This is a genomic window from Dyella sp. 01N36, from assembly GCF_056399745.1.
Window position 1 is genome coordinate 12,180 of the sequence record NZ_JBFTRY010000050.1, and the last position, 18,113, is coordinate 30,292.

At 65.8% G+C, this 18,113-nt stretch carries 15 protein-coding genes and 1 other RNA gene; 12 read left to right on the forward strand and 4 right to left on the reverse strand.

Annotation, left to right across the window (positions count from 1 at the left end):
* Window positions 1-207: 207 nt before the first annotated feature.
* The 4 genes from AC1DMG_RS10720 to AC1DMG_RS10735 form a co-directional block, all read right to left on the reverse strand.
* A complete protein-coding gene (locus AC1DMG_RS10720) occupies window positions 208-1,578 on the reverse strand; it encodes an FAD-binding oxidoreductase (protein WP_477174988.1) in 1,371 nt (456 codons plus the stop codon).
* Window positions 1,579-1,625: 47 nt separating this feature from the next.
* Window positions 1,626-3,119, reverse strand: a complete 1,494-nt coding sequence (locus tag AC1DMG_RS10725) for an alpha/beta hydrolase (protein ID WP_477174987.1) — start codon at window positions 3,117-3,119, stop codon at window positions 1,626-1,628.
* A gap of 93 nt (window positions 3,120-3,212) precedes the next feature.
* Window positions 3,213-3,569 carry a YraN family protein gene (locus tag AC1DMG_RS10730; RefSeq protein ID WP_441604417.1) on the reverse strand — a complete coding sequence of 119 codons (357 nt, stop codon included), beginning with the start codon at window positions 3,567-3,569 and terminating at the stop codon, window positions 3,213-3,215.
* A gap of 15 nt (window positions 3,570-3,584) precedes the next feature.
* Window positions 3,585-5,438, reverse strand: coding sequence for a penicillin-binding protein activator (locus AC1DMG_RS10735; RefSeq protein WP_441604416.1), 1,854 nt, complete (start codon window positions 5,436-5,438; stop codon window positions 3,585-3,587).
* Between the two features lie 93 nt (window positions 5,439-5,531).
* Between AC1DMG_RS10735 and rsmI the strand changes: the two genes are divergently transcribed.
* The 12 genes from rsmI to murC form a co-directional block, all read left to right on the forward strand.
* Window positions 5,532-6,359: a 16S rRNA (cytidine(1402)-2'-O)-methyltransferase gene (gene rsmI / locus AC1DMG_RS10740; protein ID WP_477174986.1), complete on the forward strand. Its 828-nt coding sequence runs from the start codon at window positions 5,532-5,534 to the stop codon at window positions 6,357-6,359.
* A gap of 138 nt (window positions 6,360-6,497) precedes the next feature.
* Window positions 6,498-6,864: RNase P RNA component class A (gene rnpB, locus AC1DMG_RS10745), an RNA gene on the forward strand.
* 311 nt (window positions 6,865-7,175) lie between these two features.
* A complete protein-coding gene (gene mraZ / locus AC1DMG_RS10750; protein ID WP_046972286.1) occupies window positions 7,176-7,622 on the forward strand; it encodes a division/cell wall cluster transcriptional repressor MraZ in 447 nt (148 codons plus the stop codon).
* Window positions 7,623-7,678: 56 nt separating this feature from the next.
* Window positions 7,679-8,602: a 16S rRNA (cytosine(1402)-N(4))-methyltransferase RsmH gene (rsmH, locus tag AC1DMG_RS10755; RefSeq protein ID WP_477174985.1), complete on the forward strand. Its 924-nt coding sequence runs from the start codon at window positions 7,679-7,681 to the stop codon at window positions 8,600-8,602.
* On the forward strand, window positions 8,599-8,871 hold the full coding sequence (gene ftsL, locus AC1DMG_RS10760) for a cell division protein FtsL (RefSeq protein WP_441604412.1): 273 nt from the start codon (window positions 8,599-8,601) through the stop codon (window positions 8,869-8,871). The genes rsmH and ftsL overlap by 4 nt, the downstream gene beginning before the upstream one ends.
* Entirely contained in the window at window positions 8,868-10,682 is a 1,815-nt protein-coding gene (locus AC1DMG_RS10765) for a peptidoglycan D,D-transpeptidase FtsI family protein (protein ID WP_441604411.1), read from the forward strand. Before ftsL ends, AC1DMG_RS10765 begins: the two co-directional genes overlap by 4 nt.
* Window positions 10,679-12,151 (forward strand): UDP-N-acetylmuramoyl-L-alanyl-D-glutamate--2,6-diaminopimelate ligase, encoded by a 1,473-nt coding sequence (locus tag AC1DMG_RS10770; protein WP_477174984.1) that lies wholly within the window; start codon window positions 10,679-10,681, stop codon window positions 12,149-12,151. The genes AC1DMG_RS10765 and AC1DMG_RS10770 overlap by 4 nt, the downstream gene beginning before the upstream one ends.
* A complete protein-coding gene (locus AC1DMG_RS10775) occupies window positions 12,148-13,518 on the forward strand; it encodes a UDP-N-acetylmuramoyl-tripeptide--D-alanyl-D-alanine ligase (protein ID WP_477178485.1) in 1,371 nt (456 codons plus the stop codon). The genes AC1DMG_RS10770 and AC1DMG_RS10775 overlap by 4 nt, the downstream gene beginning before the upstream one ends.
* Entirely contained in the window at window positions 13,508-14,608 is a 1,101-nt protein-coding gene (gene mraY / locus AC1DMG_RS10780) for a phospho-N-acetylmuramoyl-pentapeptide-transferase (RefSeq protein WP_441604408.1), read from the forward strand. The genes AC1DMG_RS10775 and mraY overlap by 11 nt, the downstream gene beginning before the upstream one ends.
* 1 nt (window position 14,609) lies before the next feature.
* Window positions 14,610-15,848 (forward strand): putative lipid II flippase FtsW, encoded by a 1,239-nt coding sequence (gene ftsW, locus AC1DMG_RS10785; RefSeq protein ID WP_477174982.1) that lies wholly within the window; start codon window positions 14,610-14,612, stop codon window positions 15,846-15,848.
* A complete protein-coding gene (gene murG, locus AC1DMG_RS10790; protein ID WP_477174981.1) occupies window positions 15,845-16,918 on the forward strand; it encodes an undecaprenyldiphospho-muramoylpentapeptide beta-N-acetylglucosaminyltransferase in 1,074 nt (357 codons plus the stop codon). Before ftsW ends, murG begins: the two co-directional genes overlap by 4 nt.
* A partial coding sequence (gene murC, locus AC1DMG_RS10795; RefSeq protein WP_477180507.1) for a UDP-N-acetylmuramate--L-alanine ligase occupies window positions 16,915-18,113 on the forward strand: 1,199 nt, incomplete at its 3' end. The genes murG and murC, both read left to right, overlap by 4 nt.

Sequence of the window (18,113 nt, forward strand, 5' to 3'; positions counted from 1 at the left end):
GCGCGACCGTCCCCTGTCAGGCTGCCGCTCCGTTGGTTTGTCGCGCACAGGGTGCGCTCCCACAGGGGTGAGACTTCGCCGGAACACATGGCCTGACCCTTGTAGGAGCGCAGCTTGTGCGCGACCGCAGCGTCACCCGTTTCCGCTCAGTGAAGGTTTGTCGCGCACAAGTGCGCTCCTGCAGAGGTGATACCTCGTCGACGCAAGTCAGGGCAGCAATTTGCCCGGATTGAGGATGCCCTCGGGATCGAAGGCAGCCTTCACGTTGCGCATAAGCTGCAATGTCGACGGCTCCAGCGCGAGCGGCATGAATTGCTTCTTCACCAGGCCGATCCCGTGCTCGCCTGACAGCGTGCCTTCCAGCGAAATCACCAACGCGAACACCTCGGCAAGACAGGCATGCGCACGTTCGCGCTCCGCCTCGTCCCGTGGCAACAAATTCACGTGCAGATTGCCGTTGCCCGCATGGCCGAAGCTCACGATCAGCACGTCGTGTTTCTTCGCCAGTTGTTTGATGCCATCGACCAGCTCAGGCAGATGGCTCACGGGAACCACTACATCCTCGTTGATCTTGTTGGGCGAAATGGTGCGTTGAGCGGGGGAGAGCGCCTTGCGGGCCGACCACAGCGCCTGCGTTTCCTCGGCGGTTTCGGCCACGCGCAGATCTTCCAGCCCATCGCCGCGGGCGGCGCGGGAGACTGCGTCCACGGCGCTCGGCAAGGTCTCCGGTTCGCCGTCCACTTCAATCATCAGCATCGCGGCGGCCAGCGGCACGGTGTCGCCGCCGTAGGCGCGAGCGAGTTTCAACGCCACGTCGTCGATGAATTCCAGCGCGCAGGGCGTGACCGGTTGGGCCATGATCCGTGCCACCGCGCGAGCGGCTGCCGAGACATCGCGATAGGTGGCGCGAATGGTGCGCAGCGCCGAGGGCTTGGGCGTGAGCTTGAGCGTGGCTTGGGTGATCAGCGCCAGCGTGCCCTCGGAGCCGATCAGCAGGCGCGTCAGGTCGTAACCCGTCGCACCCTTGCTCGTATAGGTGCCGCAGCGGAAACCTTCACCGGTGCCGGCCACCGCGCGCAAGCCAAGCGTGTTTTCGCGCGGGCTGCCGTATTTCACCGTGCGCGGGCCGGCGGAGTTGCAGGCGAGGTTGCCGCCAATGCTGCACCAGGGCGACGACGAAGGGTCGGGCGGCCAGAAGAACCCGTGCGGCTTCAAGGCCTGTTGCAGGTCACCATTGAGCACGCCCGGCTCGACCACGGCGAGTCGATTGTCCGGGTCGATGCGCAGGATGCGATTCATCCGCTCAAAGCTCACCACCACGCCGCCCTCGATGGGAACCGTCGCACCGGTGGTATTGGTGCCGCGACCTCGCCCGATCACCGGCACGCGATGTTCGCGGCACGCGCGTATCAGTGCCTCGGTCTGTTCGTGGGTGGTGGGAAACACCACGGCATCGGGCAGTGCGTTGCGCCGCGAATTGTCATAGGCGTAGGCAAGTCGTTCGGCCATACCGGTGGCCATGGACTCGCCTGGAAAATGCGCGCGTAGCGTATCGAGCAGGGCATCGGGAAGCTTCATGCCGGGAGTATCCCACTCTCCGCTGCCGGTTGCGCCTGATGCGTCGGTCAATGCGCGGGTTCGGCAAGCTTCGCCGTTGGCTGCGCGGTGGCGGTCGGAAGCAGCGCCTCGATCCGGTCGCGCACATAGGGGTAGAACGGGTTGGAGCTGATGCGCAGCGCTGCATCGAAATTGAGGATCAGCGTGCCTCGTTCGCCACGAGGCGCCTGGGTGCCTAGTCGAATGCCGAAGTTTTCGGACAGGTCGGGCGCGGTTCCGTACAGCGGATCGCTGGGCGGAAAGGGCAGCGCGATATGCGACAGCGAAAAGATCGTGTCCGGGTACGGGATGGACAGCGGCGCCGTGCTGGCCGCGCTCTGGCCGGGCTCCGTCGTGCGTGTCACGGTATGGTCGTCATTCACTGCCGCGTTGGCGATGACCGTACTGCGATAGGCCTGTGGCCCCGATGGAAGCATGCGATTGATCGCAGTGAGCGCGCTCGGTTTGAGCAATGTGTCGAAGCGTTGATTGCGGTTCACGTCGAACAACACGACTTCGCTGCCGTTGGCGGGCACATGCGCGTAGAGCGTATGCATCACGGCCGAAGCACTCACCGTATCGTCCACCACCGATTGGAAACTGAGTATAGGCGGCAAGCGGCCAAGCTGGCGATCGCGTGCCATGCGCAGCATCTGGCTACGGATGGCGTCAGTCAGCAGATAGGACTGACGCGCCGCGTTCACCGGGAACGAGTTGTACTTGAACGGGTTGTACTCGGGCAGCAGATCCAGCCACGCGGCCTTGGCAAAACGCGGCAACAGCGCCGGCAAGCCTGCCAGCCCGGCGAACCGCGCAAAGCTGGTGACCCCGATCATCGGCGAGAGCAGCACGAGCCGCGTCGGCATGGGCAGCTCGGTGTGTTCGCACGCATCCAGCGTGTACTTCACCGCGAGCGCGCCCCCGTTGGAATAACCCACGATATGGATGGGCAGGTTAGGTCCCACGCGGCGCCGCGCTTCGCGCATGGCCAGGCGTGTCGCCGCCAGCCACTGGGGCCAGTCCGCCGTGGTCAGTGCTGCCGGCACCGTGCCATGGCCTGGCACGCGCAAGCCGATCGCCACGAAGCCATGGGCGCGGTATAGCTGCGCGACATCGCGCAGGCTATAGGGTGAATCGCTCAGGCCATGGATAAGCACCACCGCGCCTACCGGCGTGCCGGTGGGCTCCAGCACGTACGAGCGATTCCAGTCGTGCGCGAAATGCCCCGGATACATCGGGGCGCCGTCAAAGTATCGATTCACCACGACACGCTGCGCAGGGTCCAGCTTGTCGGTGACTTCCGCCTTCACTTGGGCGAATGCTTTTTGCTCGGCGGCCAGATAGCCGGCCCAGTCGGTGGCATCGATCTGCGAGGGTGAAAGTTCATCGGGAACGAAGGTCTGCCAGGGCGCGAGCGGGTCGCCTTGCTGTGAATCCCACGCACGGATGGCCAACAGGGAAACGAGGAAGACCAGGATGATGATGGCCGTCCATTTGCCGATACCGATCAGCATGCGAACCATGATGCCCCCGCGCCCTGGCGTCACCGGATGGCGACCGTTGCCAGCAGTGTGCGCCGCCAGATATGTGCAAACCGTCGACGACGGTGCAGCAACCTAGCCGGCCTCGAAGGCGCCGCGCCACCAGCGCATGTCGACACGATCGACCGGCCCGTCATAACCCACCACATCGAACCGGCATGCCCGATGGGCGTGTTGTGGATGATCGGCCAGCCACAGCTCGGCAGTGCGGATGAGTTTGCCCTGCTTGCTGGCGTTGACCGAGGCCGCCGCGCTGCCGCAGCCGCTGGTGAGGCGATGGCGCACCTCCACGAACACCACGGTGCCGCCATCGAGCATCACCAGGTCCAGCTCGCCGTAGCGCGTGGTGTAGTTGCGCGCCAGCAGCTTGAGGCCGGCGCGCTGCAGTTCGGCGCAGGCGCGTTGTTCGAAAGCGGCGCCGGCAGCGCGCATCAAGGCGTGCGCGTTTTAACGGGTGGTGGACTGCTCGGGCTGGAGCGCCTGCGGCGTGGTGGCGTCGGTCGGCGGCGCCATGGCCGGTGCGCTATCCATCTGCAGGCTGCCATTGAGCGGGCGGGCGAGGCCATCCTGGAACTTGGCCCATACCAGCACGCGACGGACGCGGCCGAACTGGTCGGAGGTCAGCTGCCCGCTGGCGCCCGGCAGATAGCTGCCAGGATGGGCGCGCAGCCAGTCGACATAGGGTGCGAGGTTCCAGGCGTCCATGCCGAAGGCAAACAGGCGCGCGGAGGTGCCCCGTGCCGCGGGCAGCTGCCCAGCGATATCGCCGTGATTGGGCAGGCCCGGTTGCACGTCGAACAGCCATGGCGAGTCGCAGAATTCGACGCCTTCGAGATCGCGGTTGGCGCTTGCATCATCGACGCCGGCATAGATGTGCGAGGTGCCGTACGCCTGCAGATTGATCTTGGCCAGCTTGAGCTGCGGCAGCAACAGTCGCGCCTGCTGCGGACGCATGCTGATGAAGATGCCAGTGTCCTTGTTGGCGCTGGCGTCGCCGCTGTCGGTCGGCATGCCCAGGCCCGAAATGGTCGAGGCGAAGTTGACGCCGCTGCCGGGCAGGTTGCCTACGCCGGCGACCTTGCCTCCGCGCGCTTCGAGTTCCGCCTTGAACGACTTGGACGCGCGTTGCGCGAAGTCGTCGTTGCTGACGATGACGAAGGCATTGACGATGCCGTTGTCGGCCATGTGGTCAGCCGCCTGGGCGCCTTCGGTTTCCGGCAGCAGGCCGAATTCGCTCACGCCGCTGGCGGGCAGGCTCTTGTCGTCAGGATGGTTGAGTGCGAGCAGCGGCACCGGCAGTTGGGGCAGGCCGAACAGCGCCGACACCTCGCCGCGCGTCAGCGGCCCGATGATCAGTTGCGCGCCATCGGCGACGGCTTGCTGGTACGCCTTGATGGCGCCTGCCGACGTGCCTGCGCTGTCGTAGACCTTCACCGGTGGGCGCGGCATGTGGTTGTGCGCGGAATCGGCATAGGCGGCGAAGAAACCTTCGCGGATGGCGGTGCCTGCGGCAGCGAGATTGCCGCTGGTCGGCAACAGCAAAGCGACATGCGCAGGCATCTTGAAGCCTTCGCGCACGTTGGCGCCTTCGCCCGGCATCAGCGTGCCCACTTCCTGTTCCAGCGCGGGCGCGGGATGCGCCACGGCGACGCCAAGCTGGGTCAGCGCTTCGTTGACCCACGGCAGCATGCGGTCGCTGGGCTGCATCGCCGCAGCGCGCTGCTTCAAGGGATCGACACCCAGCTGGGTGAGCAGGGCGACGACCTGCTTGCGGTTCTGCGCCTGGTCGAGGCCGCTCAATTGGCCGTCCATTTCCACGCGCGTGCGGGCCGCGCCCCAGAGATCGCCGGTCTGCTGCATGGCTTGCGAGCGCAGCTCAAGCAGACGCAGCTGCAGTGCCGGTGGCACGCTGATATTGGGTTGGGTGGTCAATTGCAGTGCGCGCGGCGCGTTGTGCTGCTTCAGCGCCATTTCGGCCTGCAGCAGATCCAGTCGCGAAGGCTCGTCGCCGCTCAGTCGCTGGCGACGGATGCCATCGAGCAGCGGCGCGGCGCGATCGAGCTGGCCTTCCTGTCGATAGGCTTCGGCGGCGAGCAGTTGATAGTGGTCGCGGTTGCCGCCGGTCTGGGCAAGCGCCAGATAGGCCTGGGCGGCCTCGTCGAACTTGCCCTGTTGCACCAGCGCGTCGGCTTGCTGGCTGGCGGCGATTTCGGCCGGCGATCGTTGCGCGGCCGGCGGCACGCAGCCGCTCAGTGCCAGTGAAATCAGCAGGGCAACGCCTGCGGCGCGGGTCAAGCGCATGGCCAAATCCCTTCGAGCTTTTTGACGACATGGTCGGCGGATGGGCGATGATAGCCCATTGGGTTGCCGCCCCGATGCATAGGAAACAGCAAGATGTCACAGATTCAGCCAGGTCTGCTATGGGTGGTCGCCACGCCGATTGGTCATCGCGATGACTTTTCCGCGCGTGCCATCGAGACGCTGCAATCGGTGGCGGTGATTGCGGCCGAGGACACCCGGCACAGCCGGCCCTTGCTGATGCACTACAACATCGGCACGCCATTGGTGGCGCTGCACGAGCACAACGAGCGCGACGTGGTCGAGGCCATCGTGCGCCGGCTGCAGGGTGGCGAATCGGTGGCGCTCATCTCCGATGCGGGCACGCCGCTGATCAGCGATCCGGGCTTTCGCCTGGTGCGCGCGGCGCGCGCGGCCGGCATTCGTTGCGTGCCGGTGCCGGGTGCATGTGCGGCGATTGCCGGGCTTTCCGTGGCAGGGCTGCCCAGCGATCGTTTCGTGTTCGAGGGCTTTCTTCCACCCAAGGCCGCCGCGCGTCGCACGCGTTTGCAGGAACTTGCGGGCGACAGTCGCACGCTCATCTTCTATGAGTCGTCGCACCGCGTGGCCGAGAGTCTTGCCGACATGCGCGACATCTTTGGTGAGACGAGGGAAGGCGTGCTCGCGCGCGAACTGACCAAGTTGTTCGAGACCGTGATCGGCGAACCGCTGGGCGAACTGGCTGCGCGCGTGGCCAGCGATCCGAACCAGCAGCGCGGCGAGATCGTCATTCTGGTGGCGGGTCGCGGCGAAGAGACCGATGCACGCGAAGCGGAAGGCCGCCGTGTGTTTGCCCTCCTGCGCGAAGAGCTGCCCCCGGCAAAAGCCGCCAAGCTCGCGGCCGCGATTACCGGCGCGCCGCGCAAACTCCTCTACGAAGGCTAAAACCGCTGTTTGTGTAGGAGCGCACTTGTGCGCGACCGCGGCACATCAGCGCTCCGCGGTCGCGCACAAGTGCGCTCCTACAGATCTTTTTCAGCGCCTCGCGGGTTGGCGAGACATAAATCCACTAGAATCCGCAGCGGAGTCGGCCGGACAGTCGCGTCGCGCGCAAGCGCATCGAGGAAAGTCCGGGCTCCACAGGGCAGAGTGCCAGGTAACTCCTGGGCAGCGTGAGCTGACGGCCAGTGCAACAGAGAGCAGACCGCCGAACGGCATCTTCGGGTGCGCGTGGTAAGGGTGAAAGGGTGCGGTAAGAGCGCACCGCACGCGGGGCTAACGTCGCGTGGCACGGTAAACCCCACTCGGAGCAAGACCAAATAGGGGAACGATAACGCGGCCCGCGTTGTTCCCGGGTAGGTTGCTGGAGCCTGGCGGTGACGCCAGGCCGAGAGGAATGACTGTCGCGCCGCAAGGCGTACAGAACCCGGCTTACAGGCCGACTCCACCTCCTTCACGACCGGTCGTCACCTCTCTCGCCGTCATCGGCGGGGTGGTGGCGGCCGTGCGGCGGGCCATGAACGGCGATTCATATCCGATCGCCTGAAAAGCCTCGCCGGGCGTGACGGATGGCATGGTTGAAAAGTAAAAAAACCTAACCTTTCAAACACCTTCGAGTGTTTCCTCAGAAAGGGCTGGAATTACTGCCAGATCATTGCCTTTCTCATTGATTCACAAGAAAAATTTCCTTGACAGTCTCAGGGGGCGAGACTATCGTGGGTTCCTGTGTGAAATCGTGGGAATTCGTGGAGTCTATTGGCCGTGTTCCAGGGCGAAACCGCCATCACTGTTGACGACAAAGGCCGGCTGGCCATACCGACCGCGTATCGCGAGTTGGTGGCCGACGCCTGCGCCAATCGTCTGGTGATCACCTACAACCCCTTCGAGTCGGGCTGCCTGTGGCTGTTCCCGTACGCGGAGTGGGAAAAGGTGCGCGACCAGGTCAACGCGCTTCCCAAGGTCAAGGCGGCTCATCGCGACATGCAGATGAAGCTGGTCGGTGCCGCGGCGGTCGTCGAGCCCGATTCGGCTGTACGCATCCTGCTGCCGGCGAGCCAGCGGGCGACTACGGGCATCGAGAAGAAAGCGGTTCTGCTGGGCATGGGCAACAAGTTCGAGCTTTGGAGCGAGCAGGCTCACCTGGCCAAGATCCGCCAGACCATCGGCGAAGACGAGATCACCAACGAGATGGCGGAGCTGCAGCTGTAACCGGCAACGGTGGCAGCGCGGCAGATGGAACGGGACGGGAGCGGGAGTGCGGCGGCATGGCCGAGCAGTTAGTGCACATCCCGGTGATGCTGGGTGAAGCAGTGGAGGGACTCGCCGTGCAGGCTGGCGGGCGTTATCTCGATGGCACCTTTGGACGCGGCGGTCACGCTCGCGCGGTGCTGTCACGCCTGGGTCCTGACGGTCGGCTGATGCTGATGGATCGCGATCCGCAGGCCATTGCCACCGCGCAGGCCGAATTCGCCAGCGACCCGCGCGTGTCGATTCGCCACGCCAATTTTTCCAGCATGGCTGAGTGGGACGAAACCGCCGGCGGCCTCGACGGCATCCTGCTCGACCTCGGCGTGTCTTCGCCCCAGCTCGACGAGGCCGCGCGCGGCTTCAGCTTCATGGCTGACGCGCCGCTGGACATGCGCATGGACACCACGCAGGGCGAAAGCGCCGCGGACTTCCTGGCGCACGCTTCGGAAAAAGAGATCGCCGACGTGCTGTGGAACTACGGCGACGAGCGCTTCAGCCGCAAGATCGCCCGCGCCATCGTCGAAGACCGCGTGGAAAACCCGATCACCCGCACCGGCCAACTGGCCTCGCTGATCGAGCGCCTGATCGGCCGCCGTGAGCCGGGCAAGCATCCGGCCACGCGCAGCTTCCAGGCGCTGCGCATCCATGTGAACGGCGAACTGGACGCGCTGGAGCATGGCCTCAACGCGGCGCTCGAGCTGCTCACGGTCGGTGGTCGCTTGTCCATCATCAGCTTCCACTCGCTGGAAGATCGCGCGGTGAAGCTGTTTATCCGCGACCACTCCGGTCGCGTGCAAGGCAGCCGCCGTGGTCCGCCGGTAGCGGCTGCGCCTGCTCGCCTGGCGGCGGTGGGCAAGGCCCAGTTTCCTTCCGATGCCGAGCTGTCCGTCAATCCGCGCGCCCGGTCGGCGGTGCTGCGCGTGGCGGAGAAGCTCGCATGAAGGTACTCGGCGGCCTCTTCATGTTCATCCTGATCGCGGCGGTGCTTTCCAGCGCCATTGCCGTGGTGTGGACGCGCCATGAGAGCCGCGTGTTGTTCGTCGAGCTGACCCGCCTGCAGAACCAGCGCGACGACCTCAATATCGAATACGGCAAGCTGGAACTGGAGCAGGCCACCTGGGCCGAGCCGCGTCGCGTCGACGACGAGGCCCGCCAGGCGCTGGGCATGCTCAATCCCAAGCCGCAAGACATCCAGCTGGTGCGTCGATGAAGCCGCGCCAGCGCACATCCTCATCCTCTTCGCGCCGCAACGGTGTGGCGCCCAGCGCCCGCCGCCGCATGCTGGTGGTGAGCTGCGTGCTGGCTGCCGCGTCGCTGGGCCTGGTAGCGCGCGCGTTCGACATGCAGGTGGTCCGCAAGGACTTCTATCAGAACCAGGCCGACGCCCGCATCCTGCGCGAAGTACCCATCGCGGTATCGCGCGGCACCATCTTCGATCGCAACGGCGAGCCGCTCGCGGTGTCGACGCCGGTGGTCTCGATCTGGGCGAATCCGGCCGAAGTGCTGGACAACGAAGACAAGCTGCCGGCGCTGGCCAAGGCCATCGGCATGGATCCGGATGCGCTCAAGCAGTATCTGGCGCAGCGCTCCGAGCGCGAGTTCGTCTATCTGAAGCGCCAGATGTCGCCGGATGCCGCGCAGGTGGTGCTCGATCTGGCTGTGCCGGGCGTGGATGGTCGGCGCGAGTTCCGCCGCTTCTATCCGTCCGGTCCGGTGACAGCGCACGTGCTGGGTTTCACCAATATCGACGATCACGGCCAGGAAGGCCTCGAGCTGGCGTTCGACGACTGGCTGGCCGGCAAGGAAGGTCGCAAGCGCGTCATTCGCGATCGCCAGGGTCATGTGGTGGAGGATCTGGACCTGGTGCGCGCGCCGCAGCCGGGTCGCGACATCACGCTCAGCATCGACCGTCGCATCCAGTTCCTCGCCTATAACGAATTGAAGAACACCATCGAGCAGTCGGATGCCGACTCCGGTTCCATGGTGATCATCGACGTGCGCAACGGCGAAGTGCTGGCCATGGTGAACTGGCCGACCTACAACCCGAATGCCTTGCGCGGCAGCAACGCATCCAGCCGCCGCAATCGCGCGATGACCGACGTGGTGGAACCGGGCTCCACCATCAAGCCGTTCGTGATGGCCGCTGCGCTCTCCAGCGGCAAGTACACGCCGACCGGTCCGATGATCGACACCGGCAACGGCCACTTCTATTACATCTCGCACGACATCCGCGACACGCACGCCTATGGCTTGTTGTCGCCCACCGGCATCCTGGCCAAGTCCAGCAACATCGGCGCCGCCAAGGTATCGATGACGCTCGACACCATGCTGATGTACGACACCTATCGTGCCTTCGGCTTCGGCAACAGCACCAACAGCGGCTTTCCGGGCGAAGCCTCGGGCTATCTCAAGCCGGGCAAGAGCTGGGGCATGCTGGAGAAGGCGATTCTTGCCTACGGCTACGGCCTCAACGTGACGCCGCTGCAGCTGGCCAACGGCTACGCCACCATCGCCGACAACGGCGTGATGCATCTGCCCACCTTCGTGAAGGGCTCGGACAACGACGCCAAGCAGATCATCGATCAGAAGATCGCCAACGAGCTGGTGCAGATGATGGTGTCGGTGACGCAGCCGGGCGGCACCGCCGCGCCGTATGCGTGGATTCCCAACTATGGCGTCGCGGGCAAGACCGGCACGGCGCACAAGGCGAGCGCCGGCGGCTACTCCAAGAACAACTACAGCGCCGCCTTCGCCGGCATCGTTCCGGCGTCCAATCCGCGCATGGCGGCGGTGGTGGTGATCGATAACCCCAAGAAGGGCAGCTACTACGGCGCGCTGGTCTCCGGCCCCGTCTTCGCCAAAGTCATGGACGGCGCCTTGCGCCTCATGGATGTGCCCCCAGACAACATCGGCCGCTGGTATGTCGGCGGGCCGTTGCAAGGACAGAACGGTTTGACCGGCAACAAACAGCCCACGGTTGAAACAGTGGACGACGCACCGATCGAGGGAGCCACGCCATGAGCGCCCGCCTCGATCAGCTGCTCCAAGGCATCGCCGAGACCCCTGGTGTCGGCGATATCGTCGTTTCAGGACTCACGCTGGATTCGCGCCAGGTACGTCCGGGCGATGCATTCTTCGCGCTGCGCGGCACGCGCGAGCACGGCATCTCGTTTGCGCGCGGCGCAGCGGAGCGCGGTGCCCGTGTCGTTTTGGCCGAAGCGCCCCCGGCGCATGTCGAAGGACTGGACGTGCCGGTGCTGTGGGTCGATGGCCTGCACGGAAAGGTCGGCGAGATCGCTTCGCGCTTCTTCGGGCGCCCGTCCGAAGCGCTGCGCGTGATCGGCGTCACCGGCACCAATGGCAAGACCTCCACCGTGCAGTTGCTCGCGCAGGCGCTGGAATTTCTGGGTCATCGCGCCGCCACCATCGGCACGCTGGGCGCGGGGCTGCATGGCCGCATCAACGAAGGCGAGCGCACCACGCCGGATGCGATCAACGTCCAGGGCTTGCTTGCTTCGTTCCGTGATGACGGCGCGACGCACGTGGCGATGGAAGTGTCTTCGCATGCGCTGGAGCAGGGCCGCGTGGCCGCGGTGGCGTTCGACGTCGCCGCGTTCACCAATCTCACCCGCGACCATCTCGATTACCACGGCAGCATGGAAGCCTACGGCGAAGCCAAGGCCAAGCTGTTCGCATGGCCCTCGCTGCAGGCGGCGGCGATCAATATCGACGACGCGTTTGGCCGCACGCTCGCCCAGCGCCTGCCGCAGGGTGTTCAGGCGCTGCGCCTCAGCGCAGAAAATCACGCCGACGCCGACGTGCGCGCGGTGAACATCGTCACCTCGGCCGAAGGCCTGGCCTTCGACGTGCAGACGCCGTGGGGCTCGCATGCCGTGCGCAGCCGGCTGCTCGGCCGCTTCAATGTCGCCAACCTGCTTGCAGTGATCGCCTGCCTGGGTGCGCTCGGCGAATCGTTCGAGCGCATGATCGAAGCAGTGGAATCGCTGGAACCGATCAACGGCCGCATGAACCGCCTGGGCGGCGTTTCGCAGCTGCCGCTGGTGGTGGTTGACTACGCCCACACGCCGGATGCACTGGAGCAGGCGCTCAGCGCATTGCGCGCGCACTGCGAAGGCCAGCTGATCTGCGTATTCGGCTGCGGCGGCGAGCGCGATGCGGGCAAGCGTCCGCAGATGGGCGCCATCGCCGAGCGCCTGGCCGACCGCATCATCGTGACCGACGACAACCCGCGCGGCGAAGATGGCGACGTCATCGTGGCGCAGATCGTGGCCGGCCTGCGCAAGCCCGACCTGGCCACGGTGCAGCGCGACCGCGCGCAGGCGATCCAGTTGGCCTTGGCTTCGGCGCAGGCCGGCGACGTGGTGCTGATCGCCGGCAAGGGTCACGAAACCTATCAGGAAGGCGCGCACGGCAAGCGCCCGTTTGACGACCTGGCGGTTGCACGCCAGGCGCTGGAGGTGCGCGCATGATGCGTCTGAGCGCCATCGCCCTGTGGGCCCGCGGCCACCTGATCGGTGCCGATGTGGACGTCATGCGGGTGACCATCGATACGCGCAAAGTGCAGGCAGGCGATCTGTTCGTCGCGATCAAGGGCGAGCGCGTCGACGGCCATGATTTTCTGGCCGATGCCATGGCTCGCGGCGCTGCCGCTGCGCTGGTGACGCGCAAAGTCGACTCGCCGCTGCCTCAGGTGGTGGTGGACGACACCGCGCTGGCGCTGGGCGATCTGGCCAGTGCGATGCGCGCGCAGAGCAATGTGCGCGTCATCGGCATCACGGGCTCCAATGGCAAGACCACGGTGAAGACGCTGACCGCCTCCATCCTGTCGCGCCACGGCCGTACCCATGTCAACGCCGGCAACTACAACAACGAGCTCGGCCTGCCGCTGACCTTGCTGGCGATGCCGCAGGACACCGAGTTCGCCGTGCTGGAGATGGGCGCCGGCAAGCCGGGCGACATCGCTTATCTGGCTGCCATCGCGCGGCCCGATATCAGCCTCGTCAACACCATTGCGCCGGCGCATCTTGAGCGCATGGGTAGCGTGGAAGGCGTGGCCGAAACCAAGGGCGCGCTGTATCAGGCTTTGCCGGTCGACGGCGTGGCCATCATCAATGCGGACGATGCGTTCGCCAGCTTCTTCGCGGGCCTGGCCGGGTCGCGTCGCCAGCTGCGCTTTGGTCTCACGCACAAGGCGGACATCGGCGCGGATATCGTCGACCAGCGCGTGGACGGCTCGCACTTCGTGCTGAGCACGCCGGTGGGCGACGCGGATGTCCACCTGCCGCTGGCGGGTCGCCACAACATCGCCAATGCACTGGCGGCGGCTTCCATTGCGCTCGCTCTCGACGTGCCGCTCGACACCATCGTGGAAGGTCTCGAGCAGGTGCCTGGCGTCGCCGGCCGCCTTCAGCTGGAGCGCATGCCCGCCGGCTGGACGCTGATCGACGACAGCTACAACGCCAATCCCGGCTCGGTCGGCGCTGCCATCGACACGCTCGCGCTGGCCGACGGCGAGCGCTGGCTGGTACTGGGCGACATGGCGGAACTTGGTGACAACGCGATGGCGCTGCACGCCGGCATCGGCGAGCGCGCGCGCCAGCAGGGCATCGATCGCATGTTCGCCGTGGGCCCGCTGAGCGCAGCGGCGATCAAGGCCTTCGGCGAGCGCGGCGAACACTACGCCGACAAGGCGGCGCTGACCGCCGCACTCAAACAACAACTGCACAGCGGCGTCACCTGCCTTATCAAGGGCTCGCGCTCCGCCGGCATGGATCAAGTCGTAGCCGCACTGCGCGGCAGTAAGGGAAATGGGGAGGGCGCATCCGATGCTGCTTGAACTCGCAGACTGGATGGCCAGGCACTTCACTGCCCTGCACCTGTTCCAGTACATCACGTTCCGCACGATCATGGCCGCGCTCACCGCGCTGTCCATGTCGCTGCTGTTTGGCCCCACGCTTATCCAGAAGCTCGCCGATCTCAAGGCCGGGCAGGTGGTGCGCAAGGACGGCCCGCAGACGCATCTATCCAAGGCCGGCACGCCGACCATGGGTGGCGTGATGATCCTGCTCGCGGTCACGCTTTCCACGCTGTTGTGGACGGACCTGCACAACCGCTACGTGTGGCTGGTGCTGGCGGTGCTGCTGTGCTTCGGCGTGATCGGCTTCTACGACGACTACAAGAAGCTGGTGCTGAAGGACAGCCGCGGCCTGGCCTCGCGCTGGAAGTATTTCTGGCAGTCGGTGTTCGGTCTCGCTGCCGCGCTATTTCTTTACTACACGGCGCCTCATGCGACGAGCGGCGCTCCGGTCGCCGAGACCGCGCTATATGTGCCGCTCTTCAAACAGGTCGCGCTGCCGCTGGGCATCCTGTTCGTGGTGGTCGCCTACTTCATGATCGTGGGCTTCTCCAATGCGGTGAACCTCACCGACGGCCTCGACGGCCTCGCCATCATGCCGACCGTGCTGGTGTCGGGTGCGCTGGGCGTGTTCGCCTATCTCGCCGGTAACCGCGTGTTCTCGGAATACCTGGGCATTCCGTCGATTCCCGGTGCGGGCGAGCTGGCGATCTTCTGCGGCGCGCTGTCCGGCGCGGGCTTGGGCTTCCTGTGGTTCAACACGTATCCCGCGCAAGTGTTCATGGGCGACGTGGGCGCGTTGGCCATCGGCGCCGCCCTGGCCGCCATTGCAGTCATCGTGCGCCAGGAAATCGTGCTGCTGGTGATGGGCGGCGTGTTCGTGATGGAAACCGCCTCGGTGATGATCCAGGTGGCCAGCTTCAAGATGACCGGCAAGCGCGTGTTCCGCATGGCGCCGATCCATCACCATTTCGAACTCAAGGGCTGGCCCGAGCCCCGCGTGATCGTGCGTTTCTGGATCATCAGCGTCGTGCTGGTGCTGATCGGCCTCGCCACGTTGAAGGTGCGCTGAGATGATCTTCGACGCCACCCAAGCCAAACGACGACAGGGACCCCGCGGCAGCTTCGACATGCTGCTGGTGATCGCACTCGTCGGTCTGGCCTGCGTCGGTGTCGTGATGGTGACGTCCAGTTCCATTGCGGTGGCCGACAGCCAGCACATGGGTGCGTTCTATTTCCTCAAGCGCCACCTGCTGTTCCTGACTCTGGGAGTCGCGCTGGCAGCCTTTGCCATGCGCACCGAACTGAAGCTGCTGGAAAAGCATGCGTGGATGATGTTTGGCGGCGCGGTCCTGCTGCTGGCCCTGGTGTTCGTGCCGGGCATCGGCATGCGGCTCAATGGCGCACACCGCTGGCTCAACTTCCGCATCACCACGTTCCAGCCAGTGGAAGCGGTGAAGCTCATCCTGGTGGTGTACGTCGCCAGCTATCTCGTGCGCCACCGCGAAAGTGTGGAAACCAGTTTCTGGGGGCTGTTCAAGCCGATCATGGTGGCGGGCCTGTTCGTGGTGATGCTGCTGGTGCAGCCTGACTTCGGCTCCGCCACGCTGATGATCGCGGTCACCATCGGCATGATCTGGATGGGCGGTGCCAATCCGGTCTACCTCGGCGGCATGGGTCTGCCGGTGGTCGCGTTGCTGTGGTTCGTGGCCAAGTTCGAGCCGTACCGCATGCGTCGCCTGACCTCCTTCGTCGATCCATGGGCCGATCCGTTCAACGACGGCTTCCAGCTCACCCAGTCGCTGATGGCCATCGGCCGCGGCGAGTGGACCGGCGTCGGTCTGGGCTCCAGCGTGCTGAAGCTGTCCTATCTGCCCGAAGCCCACACCGACTTCATCTTTGCGGTGATTTCCGAAGAATTCGGTCTTGCCGGCATCCTGTTCGTGATGATGCTGTTCGGCGTTGCCGTGGGGCGCGGCTTGTATCTCGGCGCCAAGGGCATGGAGATCGGCCAGCGCTTCGCCGGCTACGTGGCCTGTGGCATCTCGATGATGATCGGCCTGCAGGCGATGGTGTCGATCGGCGTGAACCTGGGTGCGTTGCCGACCAAGGGTCTTACCCTGCCGCTGATCAGCTACGGCGGTTCGTCCATCGTGCTTACCTGCGCGATGGCGGGCGTGCTGCTGCGTACCACCTATGAGATCAATCGCGCGATCGATGCGCGACAGATGGCCACGCGCATGCCGGCCAACGCCGTGCCCGATGCAAACGCCGCTGCTGTGGCCCCCGGACGCGAGGCGGTGACCGCATGAGCGCACAGCGTCCCGTGCTGATCATGGCCGGCGGTACCGGCGGCCATATCTTCCCCGGCCTGGCCGTGGCCGAAGCGCTGCGCTTGCACGGCGTGCCCGTGGTCTGGCTGGGTGCCGAGGGCGGCATGGAAACCAAGGTGGTGCCGGCGCACGGTATCGAACTGATCACCGTGCCGGTGGGCGGCCTGCGCGGCAAAGGCCTCAAGACGCGGCTGATGGCGCCGATGATGCTGGCGCGCGCGCTGCTCTCGTCCTTGTCTGCCTTGCGCCGGATCAAGCCGCGCAGCGTGCTGTCGATGGGCGGCTACGTGGCCGGACCCGGTGGCGTTGCGGCGCGTCTCACCCGTCGCCCTTTGCTGGTGCACGAACAGAACCGTGTCGCCGGTTTCACCAATCGCAAGCTGGCCGCCCACGCGCAGCGCGTGCTCGCCGGCTTCAGCGATACCTTGCCGAACGCCGAGTGGGTCGGTAACCCGGTGCGCGCTTCCATCGCCAGCCTGCCGTCGCCGCGCGAGCGCATGGCTGGTCGCACGGGTCGACCGCGCCTGCTGGTGCTCGGCGGGAGCCTCGGCGCGCGTGCGCTCAACATCGCGCTGCCGCAGGCGCTGGCGCTGATGTCACCGACGCAACGCCCGGAAGTGCTGCACCAGTGCGGCAACCGCGGCATCGATGAAGCACGTGCGGCCTATGCGAAAGCCGGCGTCGAGGCGCAGATCGTGCCCTTCATCGAAGACATGGCCGGCACCTATGCATGGGCGGATCTCGCCGTGTGCCGTGCCGGTGCACTGACTTTGGCCGAGCTCACCGCTGCCGGACTCGGCGCGGTGCTCGTGCCGTTCCCTTATGCGGTGGACGACCACCAGACCCGCAATGCGGAGGCGCTGGTCGCCGCGCATGCGGCCGAGTTGATGCAGGAGAAGGACCTGGACGTACAGCAGTTGGCGCAGCGCCTGGAAGCGTTGCTGGATGATCGTGAGCGCATGATCGCGATGGGTGAGGCCGCACGCACGCTGGCCAAGCCCGATGCCGCGGACGTGATCGCCCGTGCCTGCATGGAGGTGGCCGCATGACGCCGCGTCGCCTGCTAGCGCACGAAGATCTGATGACCACCTTCCGCCGCGTGCACTTCATCGGCATCGGCGGCGTGGGCATGAGCGGCATCGCCGAAGTGCTGCACAACCTCGGCTATGCCGTGTCCGGTTCCGACCGCTCCAACTCGCCGACCGCGCAGCGCCTCTCCAGCCTGGGCATCGTGGTGCACGTGGGTCACGCGGCCGAGCACATCGGCGACGCCGACGTGGTCGTCACCTCCAGCGCCATCAAGGCCGACAACCCGGAACTGCAGGCCGCGCGTGCCGCGCGCATTCCGGTGGTGCCGCGCGCCGAGATGCTGGGTGAGCTGATGCGCTTCCGTCGTGGCATCGCCATCGCCGGCACGCACGGCAAGACCACCACCACCAGCCTCGCCGCCAGCGTGCTGGCCGAAGCAAACTACGACCCGACCTTCGTGATCGGCGGCCAGCTCAATGCCGCCGGTGCCAATGCGCGCCTGGGCACCGGCCAGTACATCGTCGCCGAAGCCGATGAATCGGATGGCTCGTTCCTGATGTTGTCGCCGGTGATCGCCGCGATCACCAATATCGACGCCGATCATCTGGAGAACTACAACAACGACTTCGCGCAGGTGAAGAAGGCGTTCGACGACTTCCTGCACCGCCTGCCGTTCTACGGTCTGGCTGTGTTGTGCGTCGACGATCCGGAAGTCGCCGCGCTGGCCAGGTCGACCACGCGCCGCGTGATGACCTATGGCATCGACACCCAGGATGCCGACGTGCGGGCGAGCAACCTCGCGCAGCACGGCTTCGAAATGCATTTCGACCTGTGGCTGCCGGGCCGCAACGAGGCGCTGCACGTCAAGCTGAATCTGCCGGGTCGCCACAACGTGCTCAATGCACTGGCCGCCGCCACCATCGGTTGGCAGCTGGGCGTGGAAGCCGAAGCGATCGCCCGTGCGCTGGAAGCGTTCCAGGGCGTGGGTCGCCGATTCCATCGCCGCGGGGAGATCGCGCTGGATCAGGGCAACGTGCTGCTGGTCGACGACTACGGTCATCACCCGCGCGAACTGGCGGCCGTGTTCGCCGCCGCACGCGGTGGCTGGCCGGATCGCCGCCTGGTGGTCGGCTTCCAGCCGCACCGCTACAGCCGCACGCGCGATCTGCTCGATGACTTCGCCAACGTGCTCGCTGAAGCCGACGTGCTCGTGCT

Coding starts and splice junctions, on each gene's coding strand:
- AC1DMG_RS10720 (WP_477174988.1), bottom strand. CDS start 1,578: ATGAAGCTTCCCGATGCCCTGCTCGATACGCTACGCGCGCATTTTCCA.
- AC1DMG_RS10725 (WP_477174987.1), bottom strand. CDS start 3,119: ATGGTTCGCATGCTGATCGGTATCGGCAAATGGACGGCCATCATCATC.
- AC1DMG_RS10730 (WP_441604417.1), bottom strand. CDS start 3,569: ATGCGCGCTGCCGGCGCCGCTTTCGAACAACGCGCCTGCGCCGAACTG.
- AC1DMG_RS10735 (WP_441604416.1), bottom strand. CDS start 5,438: ATGCGCTTGACCCGCGCCGCAGGCGTTGCCCTGCTGATTTCACTGGCA.
- rsmI (WP_477174986.1), top strand. CDS start 5,532: ATGTCACAGATTCAGCCAGGTCTGCTATGGGTGGTCGCCACGCCGATT.
- rsmH (WP_477174985.1), top strand. CDS start 7,679: ATGGCCGAGCAGTTAGTGCACATCCCGGTGATGCTGGGTGAAGCAGTG.
- ftsL (WP_441604412.1), top strand. CDS start 8,599: ATGAAGGTACTCGGCGGCCTCTTCATGTTCATCCTGATCGCGGCGGTG.
- AC1DMG_RS10765 (WP_441604411.1), top strand. CDS start 8,868: ATGAAGCCGCGCCAGCGCACATCCTCATCCTCTTCGCGCCGCAACGGT.
- AC1DMG_RS10770 (WP_477174984.1), top strand. CDS start 10,679: ATGAGCGCCCGCCTCGATCAGCTGCTCCAAGGCATCGCCGAGACCCCT.
- AC1DMG_RS10775 (WP_477178485.1), top strand. CDS start 12,148: ATGATGCGTCTGAGCGCCATCGCCCTGTGGGCCCGCGGCCACCTGATC.
- mraY (WP_441604408.1), top strand. CDS start 13,508: ATGCTGCTTGAACTCGCAGACTGGATGGCCAGGCACTTCACTGCCCTG.
- ftsW (WP_477174982.1), top strand. CDS start 14,610: ATGATCTTCGACGCCACCCAAGCCAAACGACGACAGGGACCCCGCGGC.
- murG (WP_477174981.1), top strand. CDS start 15,845: ATGAGCGCACAGCGTCCCGTGCTGATCATGGCCGGCGGTACCGGCGGC.